General features: G+C 43.0%; 16 protein-coding genes. 2 read left to right on the top strand and 14 right to left on the bottom strand.

The window, feature by feature from the left end; all coding sequences use genetic code 11:
- Positions 1-71: 71 nt before the first annotated feature.
- From MKY99_RS15580 to MKY99_RS15530, 11 genes are all read right to left on the bottom strand, one after another.
- The gene (locus MKY99_RS15580; RefSeq protein WP_339264833.1) at positions 72-5,678 is read right to left on the bottom strand and encodes a hypothetical protein; all 5,607 of its coding nucleotides are present in this window, start codon (positions 5,676-5,678) and stop codon (positions 72-74) included.
- A gap of 297 nt (positions 5,679-5,975) precedes the next feature.
- Positions 5,976-7,184, bottom strand: a complete 1,209-nt coding sequence (locus tag MKY99_RS15575) for a GDSL-type esterase/lipase family protein (protein WP_339264832.1) — start codon at positions 7,182-7,184, stop codon at positions 5,976-5,978.
- Between the two features lie 17 nt (positions 7,185-7,201).
- Complete coding sequence (locus MKY99_RS15570; RefSeq protein WP_339264831.1) at positions 7,202-9,433, bottom strand: FAD-dependent oxidoreductase; 2,232 nt, start codon at positions 9,431-9,433, stop codon at positions 7,202-7,204.
- An 84-nt stretch (positions 9,434-9,517) separates the two neighbouring features.
- Positions 9,518-11,143 (bottom strand): response regulator, encoded by a 1,626-nt coding sequence (locus MKY99_RS15565; RefSeq protein ID WP_339264829.1) that lies wholly within the window; start codon positions 11,141-11,143, stop codon positions 9,518-9,520.
- A complete protein-coding gene (locus tag MKY99_RS15560) occupies positions 11,140-12,879 on the bottom strand; it encodes a histidine kinase (protein WP_339264827.1) in 1,740 nt (579 codons plus the stop codon). The genes MKY99_RS15565 and MKY99_RS15560 overlap by 4 nt, the downstream gene beginning before the upstream one ends.
- 288 nt (positions 12,880-13,167) lie before the next feature.
- Positions 13,168-14,754, bottom strand: a complete 1,587-nt coding sequence (locus MKY99_RS15555; protein ID WP_076283685.1) for an extracellular solute-binding protein — start codon at positions 14,752-14,754, stop codon at positions 13,168-13,170.
- 66 nt (positions 14,755-14,820) lie between these two features.
- The gene (locus MKY99_RS15550; RefSeq protein WP_042188438.1) at positions 14,821-15,690 is read right to left on the bottom strand and encodes a carbohydrate ABC transporter permease; all 870 of its coding nucleotides are present in this window, start codon (positions 15,688-15,690) and stop codon (positions 14,821-14,823) included.
- A gap of 13 nt (positions 15,691-15,703) precedes the next feature.
- Positions 15,704-16,651, bottom strand: coding sequence for an ABC transporter permease subunit (locus tag MKY99_RS15545; RefSeq protein ID WP_042188436.1), 948 nt, complete (start codon positions 16,649-16,651; stop codon positions 15,704-15,706).
- Positions 16,652-16,946: 295 nt separating this feature from the next.
- A complete protein-coding gene (locus MKY99_RS15540; RefSeq protein ID WP_339264825.1) occupies positions 16,947-17,096 on the bottom strand; it encodes a hypothetical protein in 150 nt (49 codons plus the stop codon).
- An 18-nt stretch (positions 17,097-17,114) separates the two neighbouring features.
- Positions 17,115-17,696 carry a TetR/AcrR family transcriptional regulator gene (locus MKY99_RS15535; protein ID WP_149645738.1) on the bottom strand — a complete coding sequence of 194 codons (582 nt, stop codon included), beginning with the start codon at positions 17,694-17,696 and terminating at the stop codon, positions 17,115-17,117.
- Between the two features lie 92 nt (positions 17,697-17,788).
- Positions 17,789-18,799, bottom strand: a complete 1,011-nt coding sequence (locus tag MKY99_RS15530) for a fumarylacetoacetate hydrolase family protein (RefSeq protein WP_339264823.1) — start codon at positions 18,797-18,799, stop codon at positions 17,789-17,791.
- A gap of 155 nt (positions 18,800-18,954) precedes the next feature.
- Here MKY99_RS15530 and MKY99_RS15525 point away from each other — a divergent pair, with 155 nt between their 5' ends.
- Positions 18,955-19,977 carry an MBL fold metallo-hydrolase gene (locus tag MKY99_RS15525; RefSeq protein WP_339264821.1) on the top strand — a complete coding sequence of 341 codons (1,023 nt, stop codon included), beginning with the start codon at positions 18,955-18,957 and terminating at the stop codon, positions 19,975-19,977.
- Between the two features lie 163 nt (positions 19,978-20,140).
- On the opposite strand, the gene MKY99_RS15520 is transcribed toward MKY99_RS15525, so the two are convergent.
- The 3 genes from MKY99_RS15520 to MKY99_RS15510 form a co-directional block, all read right to left on the bottom strand.
- A complete protein-coding gene (locus MKY99_RS15520; RefSeq protein ID WP_339264819.1) occupies positions 20,141-20,965 on the bottom strand; it encodes a hypothetical protein in 825 nt (274 codons plus the stop codon).
- Positions 20,966-21,050: 85 nt separating this feature from the next.
- Complete coding sequence (locus tag MKY99_RS15515; protein WP_339264817.1) at positions 21,051-21,644, bottom strand: RNA polymerase sigma factor; 594 nt, start codon at positions 21,642-21,644, stop codon at positions 21,051-21,053.
- A 374-nt stretch (positions 21,645-22,018) separates the two neighbouring features.
- Positions 22,019-22,141, bottom strand: a complete 123-nt coding sequence (locus MKY99_RS15510; RefSeq protein WP_269321747.1) for a hypothetical protein — start codon at positions 22,139-22,141, stop codon at positions 22,019-22,021.
- A 58-nt stretch (positions 22,142-22,199) separates the two neighbouring features.
- Between MKY99_RS15510 and MKY99_RS15505 the strand changes: the two genes are divergently transcribed.
- Positions 22,200-22,727: a DUF1036 domain-containing protein gene (locus MKY99_RS15505; protein ID WP_042188430.1), complete on the top strand. Its 528-nt coding sequence runs from the start codon at positions 22,200-22,202 to the stop codon at positions 22,725-22,727.
- Positions 22,728-22,746 lie beyond the last annotated feature (19 nt).

Below are 22,746 nucleotides of genomic sequence, written 5' to 3'. Positions count from 1 at the left end.
CATAGTTCAATAATAAATTCCAAGAAATAAAAAAGCCGAATGGATTGTTCTCATCCACTCAGCTCATAGGTTTATTTTACAATAATCTGTATAGTATCACTTTCCGTTGTTCCACTTCCATTCATAAACTCACAGCGATATTGATAGATGCCAGGCGATTTCCCTGAAATTTGTGTAGTGGCCGATTGAGCACTTGGTGTTTGTGAAGATAAAGATTGCGTTTCAATAAGTTCGCCATTTTCATATAATCGATACTGTGTTGCGTTCGTGCCCCACCACATATTAGCAGCAATGTTATAGTCCCCATCTTGATCCCAGTTGTCACTAGACAACACAGGTTTGCCGGGCTTCGCATCAGTCACGGTGACGGTGTGTGGATCACATGAAGTCGTTCCATACAAATTCGATAACTCACATGTATACACATAGGTTCCATTCGGCTTTCCTTGAATAGGAATAATGGAAGTCTGGGCAACTGGCGAAACATCCGCGAGTGACTTCGTTTGGATCAATTGGCCATTCTCGTACAGCTTATACAGTGTGCCATTGTTTCCCCACCACATATTCATCGTAACCTCGTAATTGCCATCATGTAAGCCTGTCGCAACACCGCTATTATTCGATAGTGTCGGTTTGCCTGGCACCCCATTTGCAAGCAACGGCGGACTACTGGAATGACGTTCGAACTTGACTGCATCAGCCCTCGTATAAATCATATCGGCAGGTAGAGTTGGTGGATCTACCGTTGTCGGACTAACCCTTGTTAAACGAACATACTCGCTGCCGTCTCCAGTAAAGTCGAACGTTCCTAGATTAACCCAACCCGACGAGCCAACGGTTGCATCGATATACGTGACCTCGGTAACCGACTGATGCTTCACTTCCACTTTGACATAATTGTCATTTGCCGTCGTATGGACGAGCTTGTAGATGGAGACCGTATATTTCCCCTCTGGAAACTGGCCTTTCCACGTCGCTGAGGATCCTTGAACGGTAGAGTAACGGGACTTCACACCAATTTTGTATCCGGCTAAATTGCTTTGGCTCCAAGACCCTTCTGTCGTGTACAACCCAGTCGTATTCGTGCTGTCGACAATAACCGTTAATTCCCTGATCGCAATTGTCAAAGGCGGTGTTGTTAAGGTCACACCGTCAATCGTTACAGTGGCCCATACCTCAATGTGATCCTTTTCCCCGTCGAGACTTAGAAGGGTCAACAAACCGCTACTGTCCACTTCAGCCAGATCGGTTCGATCAACGAAATACTGCACATTTGCCTGTGATAGATCACCAATCAGACCATTATCCAAATAGCCGGTTACGCTTAGTTGTGCGGTTTGAGTCATCTGCAGTTCGTTCCGATTCGACAGGATCACCGCAGACTCCAATTGCGGTATCTTGTTCGGGTCCACCCACATCATCGCATCGGCAACTACCCGTGACTTATTGGCCTTATTGGTTAATTCCACGTACCCACTATCGCCTGCTGCAAAAGGATAAGCACCCAGGTACACCCAAGTCCCATTGGCCGTTGTCTCATCTACGTTAACCGTCTCGGAGCCTCCGCTATAATAAACGGTAAATGAGGCATTCGTTGCCCAATTTTCACTAGCAGCGGTTATTTGCGGAAGCTTATAGTACACACTGTAAGTAACACTTTCCGGCAGCTCAGGTCGCCATTTAATTCTACTTGTCGCTGTGCCGGCAGTCGATTTGGCATACACATAGTTATCATAGTAATAGTCGTTAGCCGTTGTATCCCGTATCCAGATCCCTTCTGTCTCTGCCTCCGTATTATCCACAATGATGGATGAACCCTCCTGCCAATCCGGTTGAGCTGGAGTTTCGGTTACCTGATCAGGCAGAAAGAGAGTCCGCTTGCGAGTCTGTTTCCCGTCCGATTCCACATAATAAGTGAAGGTTTGGGATAAATCGTTTACCCGTATCGACCATTCCATCGGATAGATCTTATCTGGAATAGTTGTATACGTAGCCCCGCCATCCAAGGAATAATGGATCGTCGCTGGTTTCGTCGTTTTTGCCTGCACATAAGCATCGTAAGCCGTTTCGTCGGGCTTGACGATCAGCATGCCTTTAACCGCATCTATTGGACTGTGGATATCGAAGAAATAGCTTGCTTCCGATGTTTCAGCAGTTCTGACCTGGTGCAGCGGCACTTCAATGTTGAGTCCTTCCACTATGATAGCGGTTATTCCCTTGCTTGAAACCGTGGCTTGAATGATTCCGCCACTCATAACCGCTTGCTCTGGTGTGCCATTGTCGCGGATGATGGTTACGGTATAATCTTGTGCCGGGTTGAACCCAATGATTTGCGCATTCAATTCGATCGGAGTCTGAACTTCAGCTGCCGATTCGTTGCTTAACCCGATGTAGAATTTATTCCCGCTCTCTCCCGTTATCCAATTCAATTGAGAATGGTTGGTCTGAATTATCCCCTTAGGCATCCAGAGCCAAACGTTGGAATTACCGTAAAAATGACCTGGTTTATTTCCATAGAGGTGATATTTGAACCATAGAAAATTAGTTTCAAATACAGAAGGAAATGTAATACTTCCATTCGATTTCAACGATTGCTCGCTGATCAAATAATCCATCGTTTGCCCGAGCTGTCCCGGTATATGGTGATAATAGATGGATGTAGCCCCGCTTGGGCCTTCCAGAGGAAACTCCGGTTCAAGTTGACTAACGGCGAAGCCCTTATAGTAATAACCTGGATAGCTCGAATATCGTCCGATGACTGCATTATGAGCAATATCCTGCAGCAATTTATCGCCTGTATAGAGCGACAATCTCAGCATGAATGGAGCTTCCTGAGCATTCATCCGATAATAACCAGTTGTACTTCCCGCTTCAAACGTCAATCCATTGGGAGAGACAAGCAAACTATCCGCTTGTACGCCTCCGGCTACATCTTCTGGGAGCTTGATCCGAGGATATTGATATTTACCACTTTCCGGCCAATGGAACGACTCCGCGTAATTATACGTCTCAGGCTGCGGAATAGTAACGGCACCTTCAGGAACCGGACGAGCAACGAACATAGTTGCATACCGTTTGGCTTCTTTATAAGCAGCATTCAAGTATTTGATATCCTGAGTTTCCTCGTAAAGCTCCAAGATCTCCATCCACAGCTTGCTATAATAATAAATGAACTCATTTTTACTCACATTTACGGATGCAGGCGTATCAATATGCTGCATGATATAGCTGTCGGCTGCAGCCTTGGCAGCCTGTAAATACTGCGCATCTCCCGTCATACGATACATCATCAGGGGCTGAATGACAGGACCCCGGTCTTTCTGGTCAGGATCACGCACGAGGTACTCTTCCTGTGCCAGCGCTCCAATTCCTGCCGTAGTCCCCATCATCTGATTGACAGCGGCTACGCTTGAAAAATCAAACGGCAAGGTTGCCATTTTCCATAACGACGGCACACCGTATACTGGCTTCTGCGTCGGCGACCAGCCTATACCATTTCGCGATAAGCCATACTGGACGGACGGCAATGCTCTCGTATCGTAAAGCTGGTCATCCCCAGTCAAATAGTAAGCCCCCAAAAGAACCGCATTCGAGCTTGTTCGAACACTATCCTCGTTTTCGATGTCAATAAAGCCCTTGGCACGGCTCCACCATCCGCTGGGTGACGGGACATAATCAACAGAGTCATCCCCTTGCGGCTCTTTCTTAAGTAAATCGATCATATTGAACATCGCGTCAGTAAGCGACTGATCTGATACATTTTCCCGGTATGCGGAATAACCGTACTCATTGCGAAGAATATCCGCGTAGGACTCATACAAATTGCTTTTTTGAGCGATTAGTCCCATATGAAATTGATAAGTGCTTTCTGCGGTCATTTGCGAATAAGTCCCTAATTGAGGAGCATACAAGATTGGCTGCACGCTGCCTTCGTTGTTGACAAGGCTCATGCCAAGCCTTTGTTTCGTAACACCTCCCGTCGGTTCAAATTCAACCGGGAGCTCATCCGAAGGTACAAATACCCCATACGTCAATGGATTCCCCGAACCGTCATTCTTTTCAACCAGACTCATTGGAGCGCTTAGCTCCCTTAAGCTTGTTGATTCCACCGAACCTACCATTTTGGCGTGTGACCTGAAACCATTTAACACTTCATTGATGCCAGAGATTTGCTCAGTTGTGAAAGACTGATAGCCGATCACGTAATTGCCATCCCGGCGGGGTGTAAAAGCGAAGGAAACATCAGGTTTGTCCCCTAACATGGACCAGTTCACTTGTAAATCGTAATCGCTTCCATGTGAAGAATCGGTTAATATCGCCGTGTGGCTGTCAGGGAAATCAATCTCGTCGAATGTAATCCAGCGTTTGTTCATCGTATCGTAGTAATTGGTTAGACTCCCCGCATTTCCATCCATTAAGACCCATTGCTCTTCAAGTCTTTCCGCCACATTATTGACAGGCACCCAGTTCCCCGTATCCGTGTCCTTGTAGAACATATCACGAACGATGGATTTGCCACCATCCCAAGCTGCTTCATAGAAGGTTACTTTGTAGCTGGCATTCACGATGCTGCCTTTTTCCGTGTAACTGAGATTCGCCAATGTACGGCTGCGCAGCGGAGGCAACGGCGGAGCTTGCTGCCGGATATTCCCTTCAAACTTGACCGCATCGGCCCGCGTAATGATCTTTCCGGTCGTAGGTTGCGTTCGAGTCAGTCTGACAAATTCGCTATCATCACCACTGAAATAATAGGACCCTAAATCAACCCATCCGGCCGATGGGCCCGACGAGGGCCTCAGATCCATAAACATGACATCCGTAATCCCATTGTGAACAATTTCAATTTTAACATTACTGTCTGCTTTATCCGCCCAATCAAGCTTGTTGAATGAAATTTTCGCCGTCCCTGCTTCCAATCGCGGATTCCATGTGATGCTTCTTCCTACTGCATCGGTAAATTTGGAACTGGAATTATTATATCCCTTCACTCCCGTACTTGTAGTCCAATAAGGAGCGGAGAACCCGTTATTTGCGTTATCTACATCAGTGGTGACGACATCATCAATCGTGATGCTTCCATCATCAATGATGATCGTCTTATGCGGCTCTTTTTGCTGAATATTCCCTTCGAACTTGACCGCATCTGCACGAGTAATTATCGTGCTGGTTGTGCTGGTAGACCGAGTTAATCTAACGAATTCTTTACCAACTCCGGAAAAATAGTACTCTCCCAAATCAACCCATCCCGCAGGAGCACCAAATGAAGGCCGCAAATCCATATAGAGAACATCGGTCGTTCCATTGTGGACGATTTCAATTTTTACATTGCTATCTGCTTTATCTTCCCAATTAAGTTTGTATAACGAAATTTTCGCCGTTCCCGCTTCCAATCGTGGATTCCAGGATATCGCTCTGCCTGCTGTACTCGTATATTTAGATCTGGAGTTATCATATCCCTTCACCCCTGTACTTGTGGTCCAATTCGGAGCTGAATATCCGTTGTTCTCGTTACCCACATCAGGTGTCACAACATCATTGATCGTGATGCTCCCGTCATCGATGATAATCGTCTTATACGGTAAGGGCTCCGCGTATGCGGTCCTTATTCCGACTAGGCTGAAAGGAACTAATATCGTCACGATGAAAACGATTAAGAAAAACAGCTTCCTTTTTATCATACAACTCACAGCCTCCCTTGTGTTGATAACGCTTTCAAAATAATGTTGCCCTCCTTTGTTCGAAGATCGTAAAGAAGCAATTAGCCTTATCCTTCTGACTACGCCCGCTCTGTCGGTTTTATCATAGCATGTTACAGAACTGTGAAATTTCTTTAATTTTAAGAATTTCTTATAAGATTTTAAGCAAGAAGAAACGACTTTGTCGTCCTTTAAAAAAGAGACCTACATCATAACTGTCCGCTCAACTGCAGTCAGTTATGATGTAGGTCTACCAATTGTACAAAGCCTAATGATTAATTATAATGGCGGTTGCACTAATAACAACTTTCCAAGCTGAATCACCGTTTGATCATACCAATCTGGATGCTGCCGAACATGCTCTCTACTTCGTTCATTGCCGCATGCTTCAAACATGGCCGCTTTGTCTGTCTTCTCGGTATCGATTTCAAAGCGAACCGTATGTTTTCCATTGGGAAGCTCCGGTAAGAATACATACTGATTTCGATTATGATCGTTGTGTAGTGTGAATCGATCGATAATAAAGGGTTCCCCACCATCCACCGACACCTTCAATCTGCCAGAATCAGGCCCACCGATATCGAATAACCCGATATGGGTGCCCTCGAACTGCACCGTGATAGCCTCTCCAGGATCGACTGCTCGCCATAGGCCGGGGAACAACCAATTGTACTCGCGCACTAAAGCAAAATCATCGGGCGTCATGTAAGACCATCCTGCGGAAAAAGTAGTAAGACTATCCAGTGACAGCATGGTCGCATACTCCCAAGGATTAGCCGGAACCAACGGATTCTGAGGTAAGTGATGTACTAACCTTCCCTGATGACCTCTGAGTTCGATAATTGCCTCAAATGACCGGGTGATCGTATCCGTGTAAATCTGGTGTCCTTCGGGAATAGTCGGATGGATCGAATCATGCGTAAAAACAACGGCTCCAGAAATGGACACGTCTTCCCTTGAGGTAAAAACGAGTTTTCCCTCCGAAACCAAGTGACTGACCGCTACGCCCAGATGAATCGAAGGAATACCATAATAGTCGGCCACTTCCTCTTGCATTAGAGCCCCCTTCTGGTATTCCCCAGACTGAAATAAGGCCACATCCCGCTCCTTCAGCGTATAAACGAACAGGATATCGGTAAACCGGCTCCGCTTGCGGATCTGACGGACAATCCCTTCGATCCGCGCCTTGGATTCGGGATCTCCGCCATCGTTACCGACAAATTCAACAAATACTAGATCAGGCCGATGACGCAGTACATCTGTCTCCAAACGGGCACAACCCAAATCCGATCCTGTCCCATTAATGCCTGCATTCACAGTGCGGATATCCGCCTTAGGATATTTCTCACGAAGCCAATCCGCCGTCATGACCCTGTAGCCTTCAGAACGGGTATTACTGCCGCCGAAATAGACGATTGATACGGTATCCCCATTTTCCAATTTCTGAATTATATTGGGGAGCCCATTACGTGGGAATAATTCCTTCATCGTGACTTCACCTGACCTCATTTATCAATTTTAGGAGCAAACAATTTTACTGCAAACACTTCAAAATAAGGCGAACCATACGTTGCGCAGAAATTAATCCGGATTCGGGTTACATGTTTCGCATCCACCTTATGTTTATTCAACGTGAGATAATTCCCACGAGTTATGATTGTCCTCTCGGTTCCGTCTTCTAAGATCAAGGTCATATCATAATCTTGGATAAGGGACTCGATCGGGTCGTTGAAATGCTCCAAATCCAACTGTGAATTGAAAACAAGATGGATTTCGTCTACATTTTTGGGGCTTGCAAAACAGAATTCCAACCATTCCTGTTCTTCCGTACGTTCAGAAATCCAGCCGTTCGGTAGACCATAAGGTCTGGAGAAGCCGTTGACGACATTCTCGGGATTATACATACTCTGGGACGGTAACAGATCCTTGAAGCAAATGCTCTTATTGAATTTCTTCAGCCTGGACGGCTCTTCCGGCCTATAATGGAAGCTGACCGCTCCTGTTATTTTTTCTTCATTGCCGTAGACGGCAAGACTCGCCGTACCTTCCAATACGATGTAGATTTTGTCGTCAGCCGGTTTCTTGCAGCCCAAATTTAGCGTAATCCAGTCGTCATGACCGGCTGCAATATCCAAGCGGTAATCTTTCAACTCGCTGGTGGGAATGTAGTTTTCCTTCCGTTCCCCGGCAAACAGCTTTACATGCAAAGTTTCCGAATGCTCGGACCTATTTTTAATTTTGATCCGTACACTTTCAGCCACGGATGTCTGAATCGGCAAGACCAAACATAACCCTTTCTCCAAGGGAATCTCTTCAGTTGGATGAAGATTATCATAGCTGCGCTGAGACGAGGCACGAATAGTTAATCCGTCAGCGAAGTAAGGATTCAATTCCTCTTGAAGCCCTACAATCGTTTGGCCATCTCGAAGCAGCAGCGCCTGCAGCTCCTCCATATGAGATTCGACTATGGCCGCAGGGTCTATCTCATATTTCAAGCATAACGAAGCTGCCGTTCCAACCGCCTGCCCCATACAACCGCAGGTTGCCATTACCCTAGTAGATCCGAAAGCCACATGGGTAGCACTTATATTGCGACCAGCGAACATGAGATTAGGAATATTTCGTGAATATAAACTGCGGAAAGGGATATTGTACAATCCAGGCACGAAATTCCATGCTGTAGCTGGCCCCTCATCGTAGATGCCCTTATTCGCATGTAAATCCATATACCATCCACCGACGGATACAGCATCTTCGAAATGCGGCTTTGCTGTAAGATCGTTCTGAGACAACATGTGGTCTCCTATGAACCGCCTCGACTCCCGCTTTCCAGGAATCGGGCATACATAATCCAAGATGAGATTGTCTACATCATCAAATTCGCCGCTATTTTTGATATAATCCCAAATCCCGTACACCAATTTCCGCAGTTCCAATGCGATGTCTTCATTATTCTTGATAATATCCATATGTCCACCATATTCTAGCCACCACAATCCGCCAAGCCCATTGATTTTTCTTGGTAAAGCCCGATGGTTTAAACCTTTTCTGATACTATCGAAAAAAGCCAACTTCGTAATATCATACGCAAAGCCAGGTCTTTTGAATGGAACGGAATATTCTACGTCACGGGCTTGAAACAGGATCGTATCGCCCATGGTGTAATGGTCCGCCACTTCAGGAGCCAATTCTTCCATGTATTCATGCTTCGCTTCTCTCCCCCAGCGGAAGAGAGCACCTGCTTGATATCCGACAACTCCATCTCCGGAGCAATCGATGTAGGTTCGGCTTTCGAAACGAAATTTTCTTTCGGAAGCCAATTGAAGGCCCTCCACCCATTTAATTCTACCGTTCTCCATGCCCGTTTCATGCACGCATGTATTCAGAAACAGAGAAATGTTAGGCTCAGCATAAACCATATCCAACAAGACCGTATCCGAAAGCGAAAGCATAAGCTTCTTGTTGTATAACGGATTATAGTGAAAAATCTTCAACTTGAGTTCTTCCACCAATCCGCCCTCGCGTGCATAATAGGATGGACTGTTTCCGAGATATGCTGACCCGTTGATATGAACCCGGACCTCGCTGCTCGCATTTCCTCCAAGAACCGGCCGATCATTAATAAGTGAAACCTGCAGCCCTTGGCGTGCGGCAGCAATGGCAGCGCATATCCCAGCAATACCTCCGCCTACGACGGTTACATCTGCTTTAATAAGCTCCATTTTGATAACCTCCATGATTAGATCCTTCTATCATGGTAAGCCTTTTGATGCTCTTTTTTTTACATGATTTCACGAGAAATTTATACATTTTTTGCAACCTTATTTGGATTCATATCGTGTCATTTTTATCCGATATTGCTTAGGCGTATCACCCGTATATTCTTTAAATAGTTTACAAAAATAACCTTCATTCACAATTCCTACTTCCTCACACAATTCCAATAAAGAATAATCCTGAACATTTAACAGCTCGAGAGCTAAGTGAATTTTTTTGCGGTTGATGTAGCTGATAACGCCCTCGTTCATTGTTTTTTTGAATAAGCTGCTAAAATACGATGGAGCTAAATTCACTTCCTCAGCAATAGCCTCAAGCGTTAATCTCTGTTTCAGGTTTTTCTCTATAAAGCGCATAGCACTCATGATTTCTATACGATGTAAAAGCTGGCCAGCGTGTACATATTCGAATGTGAAGTCGCCAATATAGGCAAGCTGCTCCCGAAATGTCATGAATTTTATGGGAAACTCTGATGCATCCGTGGTCAACGAGTTCCCCGATTTAAATTTCGCAGTAATGTCTCTGTACAAGCCTTGAAGAATAGGTGCCATGATGGACTTATGAATTTTATAATCCGTTACAAATTGGTTTAAAGCAGAGAGTTCTTTCTCTAGCTCTTCCTTGGAAACTTTCCTTTGTACCCATGTGAGAAAATCAGCCAGTTTCAGCTGAAAGTCCTCCTTTTTGTCATTACGGTAATGGAACCGATGCATGGGTGTTTTGACTACTTTCTCTTCATGATAATAGAAATCCTCACTCACGATATTAGCTTCCATGTAAGCTTGTTTGATAGATTCCCAGCCTCGGTGCGGACCTCCAAAAGCGACGGATACCCTTTGATTCAAATATTGATGTAAATGGGAGACGATCTGACTACCCAATGAATGGCAAGCATATTCCGTGTCCATATCGCTGCGATTATTTTCCCAGGAAAGAAAGCCAATAAAACGATTATCGGATAGATCCGCTGCTACACCTCTGCCACCATTCACCACAGTTTCTTCGATTATATTCGTAATCGCATATTTCAAGATGTTTTGATCAGACGCTGAATAATCGTTTCGGAAACTTTCATACAAATTCATTTCAACAATGAAGCAGCAATAGTTGGCTTGAAAGAAATGGAATTGCATGCGATTGGCAAAATCCGATGCCCGATGAGAAGGAATTTCGCCTCTGATAAGCTCATTAAAAAATTGCTTTCGGACTCTATATTTATTTTCAAGCACGGATACGTTTAACGATTGAAATTCCGCTTCTTTTTTCTTAACCTCATTTAAAATCCCGGCTGCCTTATCTAAAGCGCGATCTAAATCCTTTTCCCTGAGCGGAACCTTAACAATGTACTCCAAGACGTTGGCTTGAATAGCTCTCTGGGCGTATTCAAAGGATGAATAAGCGGTCAAAAGAATGTATTGGGTATGGGGAAGCTTTGGTTTTAGCTGCTCAATCATGGAAATTCCATCCATTCGAGGCATTACGATATCAGATATCACGATATCCGGCTTAAGCTTTACGATCTCCTCTATCCCTTCCAGACCATTTTTTGCTTTTCCCACTAAATGAAATCGCTTATCCCTATGGGAGAGCTCGTTAAAAAACAATTCCAATCTCTGAATGATTAGATCTTCATCGTCAACAATGAAGCAGGTGTAGTCTCTCACCATCATGCATCTCCTTTAAACGAGCCTGCTGGGAATAAGGCTTGAACACGGGTTATTTCCTTAGGTATGCTTATGATTTGAAGCCCGAATTGTTCTCCGTAGTGAAGTTTTATTCGGTCATGAATATTATTTAACCCGATTCTTTTCCTTTTCAATTCCACATCACTCGGTTCTGAAATCAAAATATGCTTTATTTTATCAGTTGGAATTCCCTCCCCTAGATCAACTACTTCTATGATGACGATGCCGCCCTCCCTGTACGCATGAATAGTAATAGGGCCTTCGATCCCCCCTCCGTTATAACCATGGAAGATACTATTCTCCACAAGGGGCTGCAGCAGCATTCGAAAAACTGGGAAATCTATTAAATCTGCTTCGATATTTTCAATCAAGTGGAAGTTCCTGTTATAGCGGATGTTCTGGATCGCGATATAGTCCGAGACATTTTGCAATTCCTGACGTAGTGAAACCTTCTCCGAAGCATCAGCTATCCCATATTCCAATATTGAAATGAGAGACTCGATCACCACATCTACTTTCTCTATTTGTCCGAGTCGTATGACATTGCTGATAGAACCAAGCGTGTTATATAGAAAATGAGGGTTTATTTGAGACTGAAGCACTTGGATTTCCAGCTTCCGCTCAAGTTCATTATGTAGCTCTGCTCCCCGTATCAGTTCCACAATTTGCTGAAGCATACGATCGAATGCGCGGGAGAGATCTCCAAACTCATCGTTTCGGTTAATCGATATTGTAGTTGTGAGGAGGCCTTGCTCCACCCGCTTCATTTTTGTTTTGAGCGCATAGAGAGGGGTCCTTATATATTTGGCAATAAAAAAGGAAATGAACAGACTTAAGAGAAGACCTGCAGCTAGAAGCCCGATATAATAGGTTTCCAATCTGGACAAAGCAGCTTTCAAGCGTGATTCATCGTTGATCGAGATGATGGTCCAGTTGAATTTCTCCGTCGGTTTTTTCAGAAGGGAGACTGGAATACCATCCTTGGTATGTAGTTGAAGGTTTGTTTCTGTAGTATCCAGAATTTGTTCCGCCGTCGTTTCACCGATTGAAAAAGTATGATCTTGAATATTCATGGGTCCTTTATTTTCCGAAAATCCGGCAATGATTTTTCCCGATGCGGTGATTAGAGCCAAATCCATTTGTTCTTTTTTATTAATCTTGAACAAGGTTTCTTCAATGGCATTTAGATCCAAATCTACAGCAATGGCCATAGGAAACGGAGCACTGTTCAGATATCGAACCATCGTAACTGTCCAGCCGGAATATTTAGATTTGTAAGGATCACTGACAAATGTAGTCCTTCTATTCTTGTCAGCCGCATCAAACAAAGGTTCTCTTTCAGCTAGAGGTTCATCGAATATTCGGGTAGGTGTACTCCCGCCTAGAATGGATAAATCGCTTTTGATCAAATAAATATTACTGACGTAATTACTATTGAGTTCATACAGCTCTCTTAATTGCTTTTTAATTACTTCTGTATTGTCAATGTTGGCTTTCACCGATGTTTCGACCGAGAACAGGATCGTCTGAAAGGAGGAAAAATTAACTGTGAAATACTGATCTACCTTGTCTAGTATTTGGTTGGTGTAATAAATGTCAGTTTTTCTTATTTCCTTTTGGACATAGTGGTAAGACAATTGACTTATCAAGATTATGCAGCTTAATACAAATGCAAATACGATAAAAAATAATTTTAAAGGCAAGCTGATTCTTCTTCGCATCTATCATCTTCCTTTTAAATCTGTATTAAACAAATAATAGCATATGATAAGAAGAAACGCCTTCGGCGTCCTTTTTAAGGACGATAAGCGTTTCTTCGAAAAATAGAAGGAGAAAGTATAAAGTAAAACTTATACTTTCTTATATTTCAATAAAGAGAGGGGCTATTTATAGCCTCTCTCTTTATTGAAAAGATAAGAATTTATATGCTTCGCGCATAAATGCTCCTTATCTTTCTCGCTGAAACGGTACCGTCCTTTAAAAGGACGGCGAAACCGTTTCTACTTGATTTACTTAATTAAGCCCGCTTCTTTAAATTGCTTGATTACTGTGTCCTTATATTTCTGCATGTCAAACTTGGTATCCAACGTATTGAGGAAATTCTCCCAGTTAGAAAGAGGATCTTTTCCGGTCATAAATTTGACCAAACTTTCATTAATGAAACGTTGGCGGTCAGCTGCCAATGTATCGTTCGGGTCTTCAGTCAATAAATTCCCGGGCAAAGTAGGCGCCACGTACTTCTGATTGTTCTCAAAAGCTTCTGCCGTCTTAGGATTCTGGAAGCTGAAGTACTCAGCATCATCACCACGACGCGGCATTCTATAATGGTCAACCCATAGGTACTTTTCTTTCATTTCCTTTGATAATTCGGAGGTTTTATTCTTGATCTTGCCGTCCACTAAATCCCAATGAATCCCTTTAATTCCGTATGCAAAATTCGGATATGCTTCTTTGTCCGTAAAGAGATAATTCAGCATGGATAAGATCCGAATGATTTTGTCCTTATCCGCTTTCTTGGATATGGCCCATGAATTGCCTTGGAACGATTTTCTCTCTACAATTTGATCACCATAAGGACCTATCATTGGAGGAATGACGATCCATTCCGGTACCTCTCCACTGATTTCTTTCATTTTCTGCTGATAATCCGGTTCCAGCCTGCGTGCATCTCTTATCATGAAGCCAACTTTACCCTTAAATAACTTTTGGTCCAACAAATCGGGAGTATTCATCGTCACCCAGTCTGGATCTACAACTTTGGCTTCCATCATTTTATTGATATAAGCGAGCGCCTCTTTCATTTTTGGGTCGGTATACAGGAACACCGGTTCATTGTCTTTCACATCAATGGCTGATGGAGGATTGACGCCAAACATCCACATTAAACTATCGAAGCCGTAGGTTTGCAGATTCCCTTCTTTATTCATGCCGCCTATGAATCCGTAAGTATCGTTTTTGCCATTACCGTCCGGGTCTTTCTCTGTAAAGGCTTTCATAACTTCGAATAACTCGTCAGGTGTCGTTGGCACTTCCATATTCAGCTTTTTCAGCCAATCATTGCGAATGAAGAAGCTTCGACTGATACCATTTACATTATCATAACCTGGAACCCCAATGGTTTTTCCTTGATAGGACATCGCCTCCCAGGAGTCGTTGCTAAAACGTTTCTGTAATTCAGGAAATTGATCCAGATACGGTGTCAAATCCGCAAGAACGCCTTGGTCATAATATTGCGCGAGATCAGCCCGGCTTTTCAAGAAAATCAAATCTGGAATATCTCCTCCAGCAATGAGCGTATTTAATTTAGTCGTTGCTTGACCTGATTGAGGAATCATCATTTCCAAGTCGATATTTACTGCTTTCTCCAACATTTGTCGTTGGATATCTTCTTCACGGGGAGGAATCGGAGCAGCAGCATTGAAAGTGCCTTGGTTAAACATCGAAATTTTCAATTTTTTTTCAAAGGGACTAGACTGGCCTTGTGAATTACCCGTAGCTGACGATGTAACCTCTTTTTTGTCCCCACATCCTGACAATACCGTTCCCACACCGACCATTGCTGTCAGAATAGCAAATGTAATCGCTTTACGTTGCATAATGACCTCTCCTTTGCTTCTATATTATCACGGTTTTCCCGTAACAACTCAGGTTGGAATTTCTTTTTAACCTTTAACAGATCCCAAGAGTACACCTTTGGTAAAATGCTTTTGCATAAATGGGTAAACGATCAAAATCGGAACTGTAGTCACGACAACTGCTGCCATTTGTATAGCGAACGTACTAACAGCTCCGGTATTGGCAAGCGAATCAGCACTTTGGGTTGCGACGTTAAGCAGGATGTTGCGCAAGATCACTTGAAGCGGCATTAAGTTGGAATCATTGATATAAACAATAGCATCGAAATAACTATTCCAATGCCCGACTGCGTAAAATAAGGAAATTGTGGAAAGGACGGGCAAGGACAGGGGTAAAATGATCCGCCATAACGACTGAAGCTCACTTGCACCGTCTACCCTCGCTGATTCCTCGATTTCAGCAGGCAATTGCTCGAAAAAGCCTTTAATGATCACCAGATTAAATGCACTAATAAGATTTGGAATAATCAATACCCACGGACTGTTTAGCAATCCCAGAGAGCGGACTAGTAAATAAGTCGGAATTAATCCTCCTCCAAACATCATGGTAAAGACAATGAATAGTAAAAATGGGCTTCGACCCGGCAAATATTTTTTGGATAACGGATATGCCGCTATTACCGTAAAGAACACATTGAGAGCAGTACCTACTATCGTTCGAAACAATGTAATTTTATACGCCTGCCCGATACCATGAGAAATGAATACTTCTTTATAGGCTAGAAAGGTAAAGGATTCTGGTATAATAACAATTCCTCTTCTTAACACTTCCGATTCTGGCGTCACTGAAACAGCAACCACATATAGAAAGGGTAGTAAGCAAAGTAGAGCTAGCAAAATAAGAATAAAATAAACGACTGCTTGCCAGACTTTCTCTCCGATTGTCAAATTGATCATATTGATAACCACCTCACCAAATTTGCCCATCGAATTTTTTGGCGAGCTTATTCGCTGCCAACACTAAAACAAATCCGATGACCGCTTTAAACAATCCCACAGCAGTAGCCAAGCCAATCTTAAGTCGCTCGAGCCCTTCACGGTATACCCATGTGTCGATAATGTCGATCTTCTCCTGATTAAAGCTGTTGGCAAACATGAATATTTGGTCAAAACCAGCATCCAGAATATGGCTTAATTTAAGGATCAGCATCAGAATCATCACGCCTCGAATGCCGGGAAGTGTTACATGCCATAGCTGTCTCCATTTGGAAGCGCCATCAATTCTAGCCGCTTCATATAAGCTTGGATCGATTCCTGCTAGTGCTGCAAGGTACAATATCGCTCCCCATCCAATATCCTTCCATATTTCAGATAAGATGATCAGCAGTCTGCCCCAGGCAGGTTCCGTTAGGAATGAGATGGGTTCAACTCCAGCTTCCTTCAAAATCATGTTAAAAAGACCATCCCCTGGGGCTAATAATGCCACCATCATTCCATAAACAATGACCCATGATAGAAAGTGGGGTAAATAAGTGATCGTTTGTACGATTTTCTTAAACCATTGGGTATAAACTTCATTGAGCAGCAAAGCAAGTATGATAGGAGCTGAGAAACCGAACAATAGCTTATACAGCGATATGATTATCGTATTTCTCATGATGTCCCAGAAATAAACGCCGTTCATAAAATCTGTAAAATTTCTAAATCCCACCCATGGACTATCCCATAGTCCCAATGCTAGGTTATAGTTTTTAAAAGCAATAATGATTCCCGCCATAGGAACGTATTTGAAAACGGCAAAGTAAAGTAATGCCGGGAACAAGAGAGCGTACATCACTTTATACTTTTTTATCGTTCTTATCCATGAATTTCGCTTTTTGGTGAGGGGAATGGCGTCCGCTGCCAATTTTGCTTGCATATCATCACCTCGTCTTTATTTATATTTGTATAATAGCATCCCACTACCCGAATAAATTTCTGTGATTTCAAGAATTTCTTATAAGATTTTAAGTAAGTACAGCCTTGGATAATTCCAATACAATAGGCATGATAATACAATCCAGAGGTCCCAAACAAAAAAAGCCCAAGAAAAAATTGGGCTTAATTAAATGAATCATGTTTTTTATATAATGCATCCACGTATTTTATTTTCCATTACTAAAGACTACATTCATGAGCAAAAAAGGCGTCCTCCAGCGTGGAAGGGTTTCCTTTTACTTCTCCAATGTTCCATCTGCAACGATTGTTCCATGCTTAATAATCACCACATCATCAACCGTCGCTGCATGCTCTTCCATTAGATGAATGGATAGTAACACCGAGTTTCCAGCTTCAGCCCGTTCTCGTAAGTTTAGACTTCTCATTAAATAAATCAATAGTGCTTATGACTGAGCCAAAATTCCTTTAACAAACAATGAGACACTGTGCTTGTAGAACTCTTCCTCGGTGACGAGTTGGGATTGATATTGCCGGTGAATCAGCTCGCTCATCTGAAATCCGTAGCACATCGAGAGAAAAGACATTGCGACAAGACGCTCATCCTGTCTGGCTATAACTTTTTTATTCTGCAAGCGTTGAAAATATTCAACCAGCAAGGAGTGAAGCTTCGCCGGCGGATCGGCTAGCACTCTGTCTAATTCGGGAAGCATTCCTTTGTCGCGGATGCCAATCAAAATGATGTCCGCATTTTTATGGAAAAACAAACGGTACTGCTGGCTTACATTCAGCAGATCAACTTCCGGATTATCGGTCGCGTCCTCTTTTAACAGCTTCTCAAATTGTGGGATATCCGAATGTCTTTCAATGATGGCTTCCAATATGCCTTGCTTGCTTCCAAATTGCCGAAAAATCGTAGATTCATTGACTTTAGCTTCCGTTGCAATGGCTTTGGTGCTTACTCCCCGATAGCCCTTCTTTTTGATGAGCTGTGTCGCGGCTTCAATGATTCTGTCTGAAGTTTGCATTGTATTTCTCCTTTTGCATATGTTAATCCTATTCTACTACAAGTTTTGCATATGCAGCAGGGTCGGGGTTCATCATTTTGATAAACGTTTTTTTAAGGCAAATCACTTCTTTTTTCCCAGCGGCTTGGATCCGTAATCTTGACATGATCAGGCACCAATTGCGTGAGCGTGCCTAATTTATCAAATGTAATCTGGATTCGGTCAGAGGGCAACAGCCATTCTTCGGTCTCGATTGCGCAGCAATCCGGTATCGTCCCCATTCCTATAATTGTGCCCGGGAGTGGCGTGAAAACTTTGAGAACCTCCTCCATCACTTTTGCAGGGTGTGCAGAATACTCGGATGTGCTTCCCTTCCAGTGCAGTCTCTCCCCGATGCGTACATCCACATCCAGTGCCAGCGGGTTGTCGATTTCATCCGGCGTTACCAGAAATGGTCCTATTCCTTTGCTTCGATCGAAATCTTTGCAGCGCGTCGGTCCGGTCATCGCCTGGAAATCCGGCCACTGCACATCGCGGACAGTACTGTCGTTAAAAATAACATAACCTGCAATGCAGTTCCCCTTCCCTGTAACAAAGGCCAGCTCCGGCTCGATATCCAGGTAGGAAGAGTACGAAGGCCAATGAATCGTATCCCCATCGCCAATTAATGCATTATGGTTACACTTATAATAACTGAAAGTTACTTTATTCAGATCTTGCTGGAATTTTTCGGAAATTTTACGTGTAAGCTCTTCTCTTTCCGGCCCTGTATATTCTCTTTGCAGCAGATTTACGCCAGCATTTCTCAGATGTCTTGGCGTCAGCCCGAAATCGATAAGCGCAGCCGGATTTGGAACTGGCGGCAGTAGTTTTACCGCTACAATCGGGCAGATTTCATTTTCATTAAATTGATGCGACTGTTCGACCGCATATTGCATTAATTCCTTAGCGGCATCATAACTTGCCGGTAAATAATGAAGATAGCTGTCCATACTTTCAAGACTGTCAACGAATGTTCCCTGCTTTTTCATGATTGCGGCAAAAGAAACGACAAATTTCTCGTTAATTACAAGCCCAAACAAAGGTTCCTGGGATGTCTTGGTTTGAAAGGTTACTAGTTTCATGTTGCAGCGCCTCCATGCATGTAGTGTGATGTTGTTCTGTTACATCATATTACATGGAGCGAATGCATGCAAGTACATGCTTGCATTTATGTTTTCCACTCTCTATAATAAAGGCATGCTTTACCCCAAAAACATATACACAAAGGAGAATTTTCATGAAGTATGGACGTATTATCCAAAAACCTCGCGTTAAATTTTTTGAAGTCGCAGATGGCGTCTTTGCCGGTATTTCGCCGTATCGCGGCATCAGTTGGGCCAATGCCGGGTTCATCAACAAGGGTGAAGGGCTGGTGTATGACACGTTCTTCGATTTGTTCCATGCACGGGAAATGCGGGAGGCTTTTAAGGAAGTAAGTAACGGTGGCTCTCCCGCATATGTGGTGAACTCGCACTATAACAGTGATCATGCCTGGGGAAACAAAGTGTTTGAAGATGCTTGCATTATTATGCACAAGGAAGCGTCCAGAGAGCGTCTCACCGAAAATATCGCCTGGATGGATAACGTCATCAGAAGAGGAAAGGATTCTCCGGAATCGACTTCGGGCGAGCGGTTTTTTGCAGCGGAATTTGAAGGATTCGACCTGGAAGGCGTAGAATGGGTGCTCCCGAATATTGAGATAAAGGACGATATCAACATCCGTCTTGGCGAAACGGAAGTTATGATTTACAACGTAGCTCCGGCCCACTCTGACAGTGACTTGCTGATGTGGATGCCAAAAGAAAAAGTGCTGTTCGCCGGCGATGTCGTGTTTAACGGTTGTACGGCATACAGCGAAGAGGGAACCCACAATTGGGTTAAAGTGCTTGACCGCATTATTGATGAAATTAAACCCGAAATCGTTATTCCAGGACATGGCGCCATCTGCGGCCTGGACTTCGTGAAGGAGCAGAGAGACTACCTCCTGAACTTGATCAGCGAGTTCAACAAGCATTACAATGACGAAATTGATGCCTTGTCCCTGACCAAGCAAATTGATATTTCCCGCTTCCTTCATTGGATTCAGCCAGAACGCTTGTATGTTACAGTGGACATCCTATTGAAAAGCAAACGAGGATTACCACCCCTTCCAATTTGGAACGAGGTGCCTGCTAAGCTGGAAGACATGAAAGTTTTTTTGGCCGGAAAATATGGCAATCAGATCAAGCCATGGGACCCTATGAGTGTTTGGCAAGAATAGCAATTTACAGCTAACCTATGAAAAACAAAAAACGGCCCTGTCGCAAACGATGCGAACAGCGGCCGTTTTTTTGAATTGTTCAACGGAATTAAATGGGCGCTTAGAACCGATTATGATCAACCCCAACTAGATTTGGAGAAGATTCCCGTTGTTTTAATATTTATTATTCCAAATAGCCTTTTGCAATTTTCATCAAAGTTTCTTTGCTTACTTTATTTATGTCTCCACGTAAAGTATAGGCGTATTTCACCTTTTTGTCTGGGCTCTCGTATACCCATTTCAGCTCGTGCGTCTGCGAAGGAGCAAATTCTGTATGCAGCATTTCTACTCCCTTCACTTGAACCTTCTCCTGCTTAAATTCAACCTTCTCGTCAATATACATTGTAGGATCGCTCTTTCCACTCAGATTAGTGATATTAACCCCGATTTTATCTTCGCCATTTTGATACGTAGCAAAGAAAAGGAAAAACTGATCTGTCATTTCAACCGGCATCATGGCATATCCCTGATTGGATTCTTCCGCCTGCTTTCTCAGCTTTTCTGCCATTTTCTTTTTTTCTTCCGAAGAAGGAGGATTCACTTCCTGAGCATTTTTAAAGATTACGTCCGCCTTTTGGAATGTATAATTTCCATTGACTTTGTCTGCGATCTTAATGGATTTATCCGTAATCTTATCTCTCAATTGAGAAAGATCTTGGAAGATAGTCACCTTCGTTCCAAGAATTGTTTCATGATTCGGATTATTGGCAACCATATAGAACAGCCCAGCTTCCCCGTTCTTTAGCACCTTATCCTTAAGTTCATAAAATGCCTTGTAACGCTCTATCTCATCTTTCGATTCTGCTTTTCCGTAATCTTTCGTCGATTTAGTCTCATATACGACTTCGCCATCCTTATTCGTCAAAGAATGATATTGAACTGCCGCATAACCTGTGGAGGCCATTAACATCATCCCTACACACGCAGTCAAAACAACTTTATATTTCATAAAAAACCTCTCCTTTTCTTTTGGCTTAGCATGTAATATTCTCATTACTTTTCCTGTCAAGTCGGCGTCGGGAATGCGCGGGTCATCAAACAGTCTTTTCAAATCCCGATCCCTGTCCATATTCATACACTCCCACTCCCTTCACTTGAGCATAATACTTTCGAAATTTTGCAGATGCACGTTCGTATTTTTTACGAAGGCTGGCACTGTTTTTGCCGAGAATCAATCCGATCTCCTGGTAGCTTTTATCCTCGACACAACGTAAGATTAACAAATTACGCTCTTCCGCCGATAATTTTGCTATGGCTTGATGTACGGATTCATCAAAATAGTTGGCTTCAATATGCAAGTCGACTTCATTATTTTCTTTCTCATCCTGGTAAAAGAAAGGCAAATATTTCACCAACTTTCGCTTACGGATGATGTCGATACATTGATGGTAGGCAATCTTGTATACCCAGGCGCCAAAATCTATTTGATATTGGGTATATTTCTTCAAGGTGCGGAATGTCTTCAAAAATACTTCCTGTGCGTTATCCTCGGCTTCGGCGTAATTGCCCAGCATATGATAACAGTAGAGAAAAATCGGTTTTTGATAAACCTCCATGATTTTTTCGAATTTTTCTGTGTCCCCATCCAACACATCTGCAATGATCTGACTTAACTCCGTATCATTCAAGCTGTCTCCCCCCCTTTCACTCTATACAACGAAGAGCTCGACCCAAAATGTGACAGCAATTGTTTATGTATTAAGCCATAGTTACTTACTTTAAATATTTTTTTCTTTTGTTGTATGTGAAAATTCATAGTCAGTTAGAGCCGCATCATAGACAAAGCCTGCAACCCCCTACACAGCATAAATGCGTTCATCTTCTTCATAAACCTTAGGAATATCAAGACTATGTATCATCACATTTTCTGTAGTAGATTCAAAGAAAAAACGGATTTTGGTGTTTACCTAAATCTTATATAAAAAACGAAAGGTGCCCTAAACAGCCATAAAATGGCTTTCGGGACACCGCAAGGAATTAATCAGTATTTTGTTTTAGATATTCATCTAGGTACGATTGGTGAAATGAAACTGTAATAAGTAGTTCTTAGCACTTCATAAATCCAGATCGTCAGTTTACTCATGAGCAGCCCAATCGATTCGAAATTGTTTCTCTTGATGTCCATTTCCTTCTCCTATTAAACTGCATACTTTATTCTATTAACAAGAAGGGAGCTGAATGCAATGGGACTTAGTTTTCGTAACAATACGAGTTTAACTGTATATGTTGCCTTCGCATATTACTCCTCTGCAAGCTGTAATCAGGGCTCTAACCCCTTGATACCTTGGCCCAGCTGGTATGAAGCGGTAGGTTGGTACACAATAAATCCAGGTCAAACGGTAGAGGTATTGAGTGGGGCAGTCAACAATCGAGAGATATATTACTATGCTGAATCTACAGATAGGAGTCTTGTATGGTCAGGTGTTAACTATCTTACTCTACCGCAAAATGCTTTCAAACTTTGTGGTGGCGCAGGTTACTGTGATGCTCCGCTTTGTAGAAGGCTAGGATTGAGAAAAATCAGTATTGGTAACTTCAGAAATTACACAGTTAATATTGTATCTAGTAATACTCAAAGTCAATCTAAGTTTTTAAATGTCAACACGGCAGTTCCTGGTAAAAATAAGAATGTTGGCCGGAGTACCTCTCCTATTAAAGGTCTTCGAGTTGTACGGCCTGCTGCTGGCAGAAAATCTATCTCGAAACGTTAGACGTAAAAATGCAGAAACA

It is taken from the genome of Paenibacillus sp. FSL R5-0470, assembly GCF_037975205.1.
GTDB lineage: Bacteria > Bacillota > Bacilli > Paenibacillales > Paenibacillaceae > Paenibacillus_AQ.
Note: the sequence above shows the minus strand (reverse complement) of the source record. Positions and strands in the feature narration are given on the sequence as shown.

Excerpts from the sequence above, each read along its gene's own strand:
- MKY99_RS15580 (WP_339264833.1), bottom strand. The coding sequence starts at position 5,678 with ATGATAAAAAGGAAGCTGTTTTTCTTAATCGTTTTCATCGTGACGATA.
- MKY99_RS15575 (WP_339264832.1), bottom strand. The coding sequence starts at position 7,184 with ATGAAGGAATTATTCCCACGTAATGGGCTCCCCAATATAATTCAGAAA.
- MKY99_RS15570 (WP_339264831.1), bottom strand. The coding sequence starts at position 9,433 with ATGGAGGTTATCAAAATGGAGCTTATTAAAGCAGATGTAACCGTCGTA.
- MKY99_RS15565 (WP_339264829.1), bottom strand. The coding sequence starts at position 11,143 with ATGATGGTGAGAGACTACACCTGCTTCATTGTTGACGATGAAGATCTA.
- MKY99_RS15560 (WP_339264827.1), bottom strand. The coding sequence starts at position 12,879 with ATGCGAAGAAGAATCAGCTTGCCTTTAAAATTATTTTTTATCGTATTT.
- MKY99_RS15555 (WP_076283685.1), bottom strand. The coding sequence starts at position 14,754 with ATGCAACGTAAAGCGATTACATTTGCTATTCTGACAGCAATGGTCGGT.
- MKY99_RS15550 (WP_042188438.1), bottom strand. The coding sequence starts at position 15,690 with ATGATCAATTTGACAATCGGAGAGAAAGTCTGGCAAGCAGTCGTTTAT.
- MKY99_RS15545 (WP_042188436.1), bottom strand. The coding sequence starts at position 16,651 with ATGCAAGCAAAATTGGCAGCGGACGCCATTCCCCTCACCAAAAAGCGA.
- MKY99_RS15540 (WP_339264825.1), bottom strand. The coding sequence starts at position 17,096 with ATGAGAAGTCTAAACTTACGAGAACGGGCTGAAGCTGGAAACTCGGTG.
- MKY99_RS15535 (WP_149645738.1), bottom strand. The coding sequence starts at position 17,696 with ATGCAAACTTCAGACAGAATCATTGAAGCCGCGACACAGCTCATCAAA.
- MKY99_RS15530 (WP_339264823.1), bottom strand. The coding sequence starts at position 18,799 with ATGAAACTAGTAACCTTTCAAACCAAGACATCCCAGGAACCTTTGTTT.
- MKY99_RS15525 (WP_339264821.1), top strand. The coding sequence starts at position 18,955 with ATGAAGTATGGACGTATTATCCAAAAACCTCGCGTTAAATTTTTTGAA.
- MKY99_RS15520 (WP_339264819.1), bottom strand. The coding sequence starts at position 20,965 with ATGAAATATAAAGTTGTTTTGACTGCGTGTGTAGGGATGATGTTAATG.
- MKY99_RS15510 (WP_269321747.1), bottom strand. The coding sequence starts at position 22,141 with ATGGACATCAAGAGAAACAATTTCGAATCGATTGGGCTGCTCATGAGT.
- MKY99_RS15505 (WP_042188430.1), top strand. The coding sequence starts at position 22,200 with ATGGGACTTAGTTTTCGTAACAATACGAGTTTAACTGTATATGTTGCC.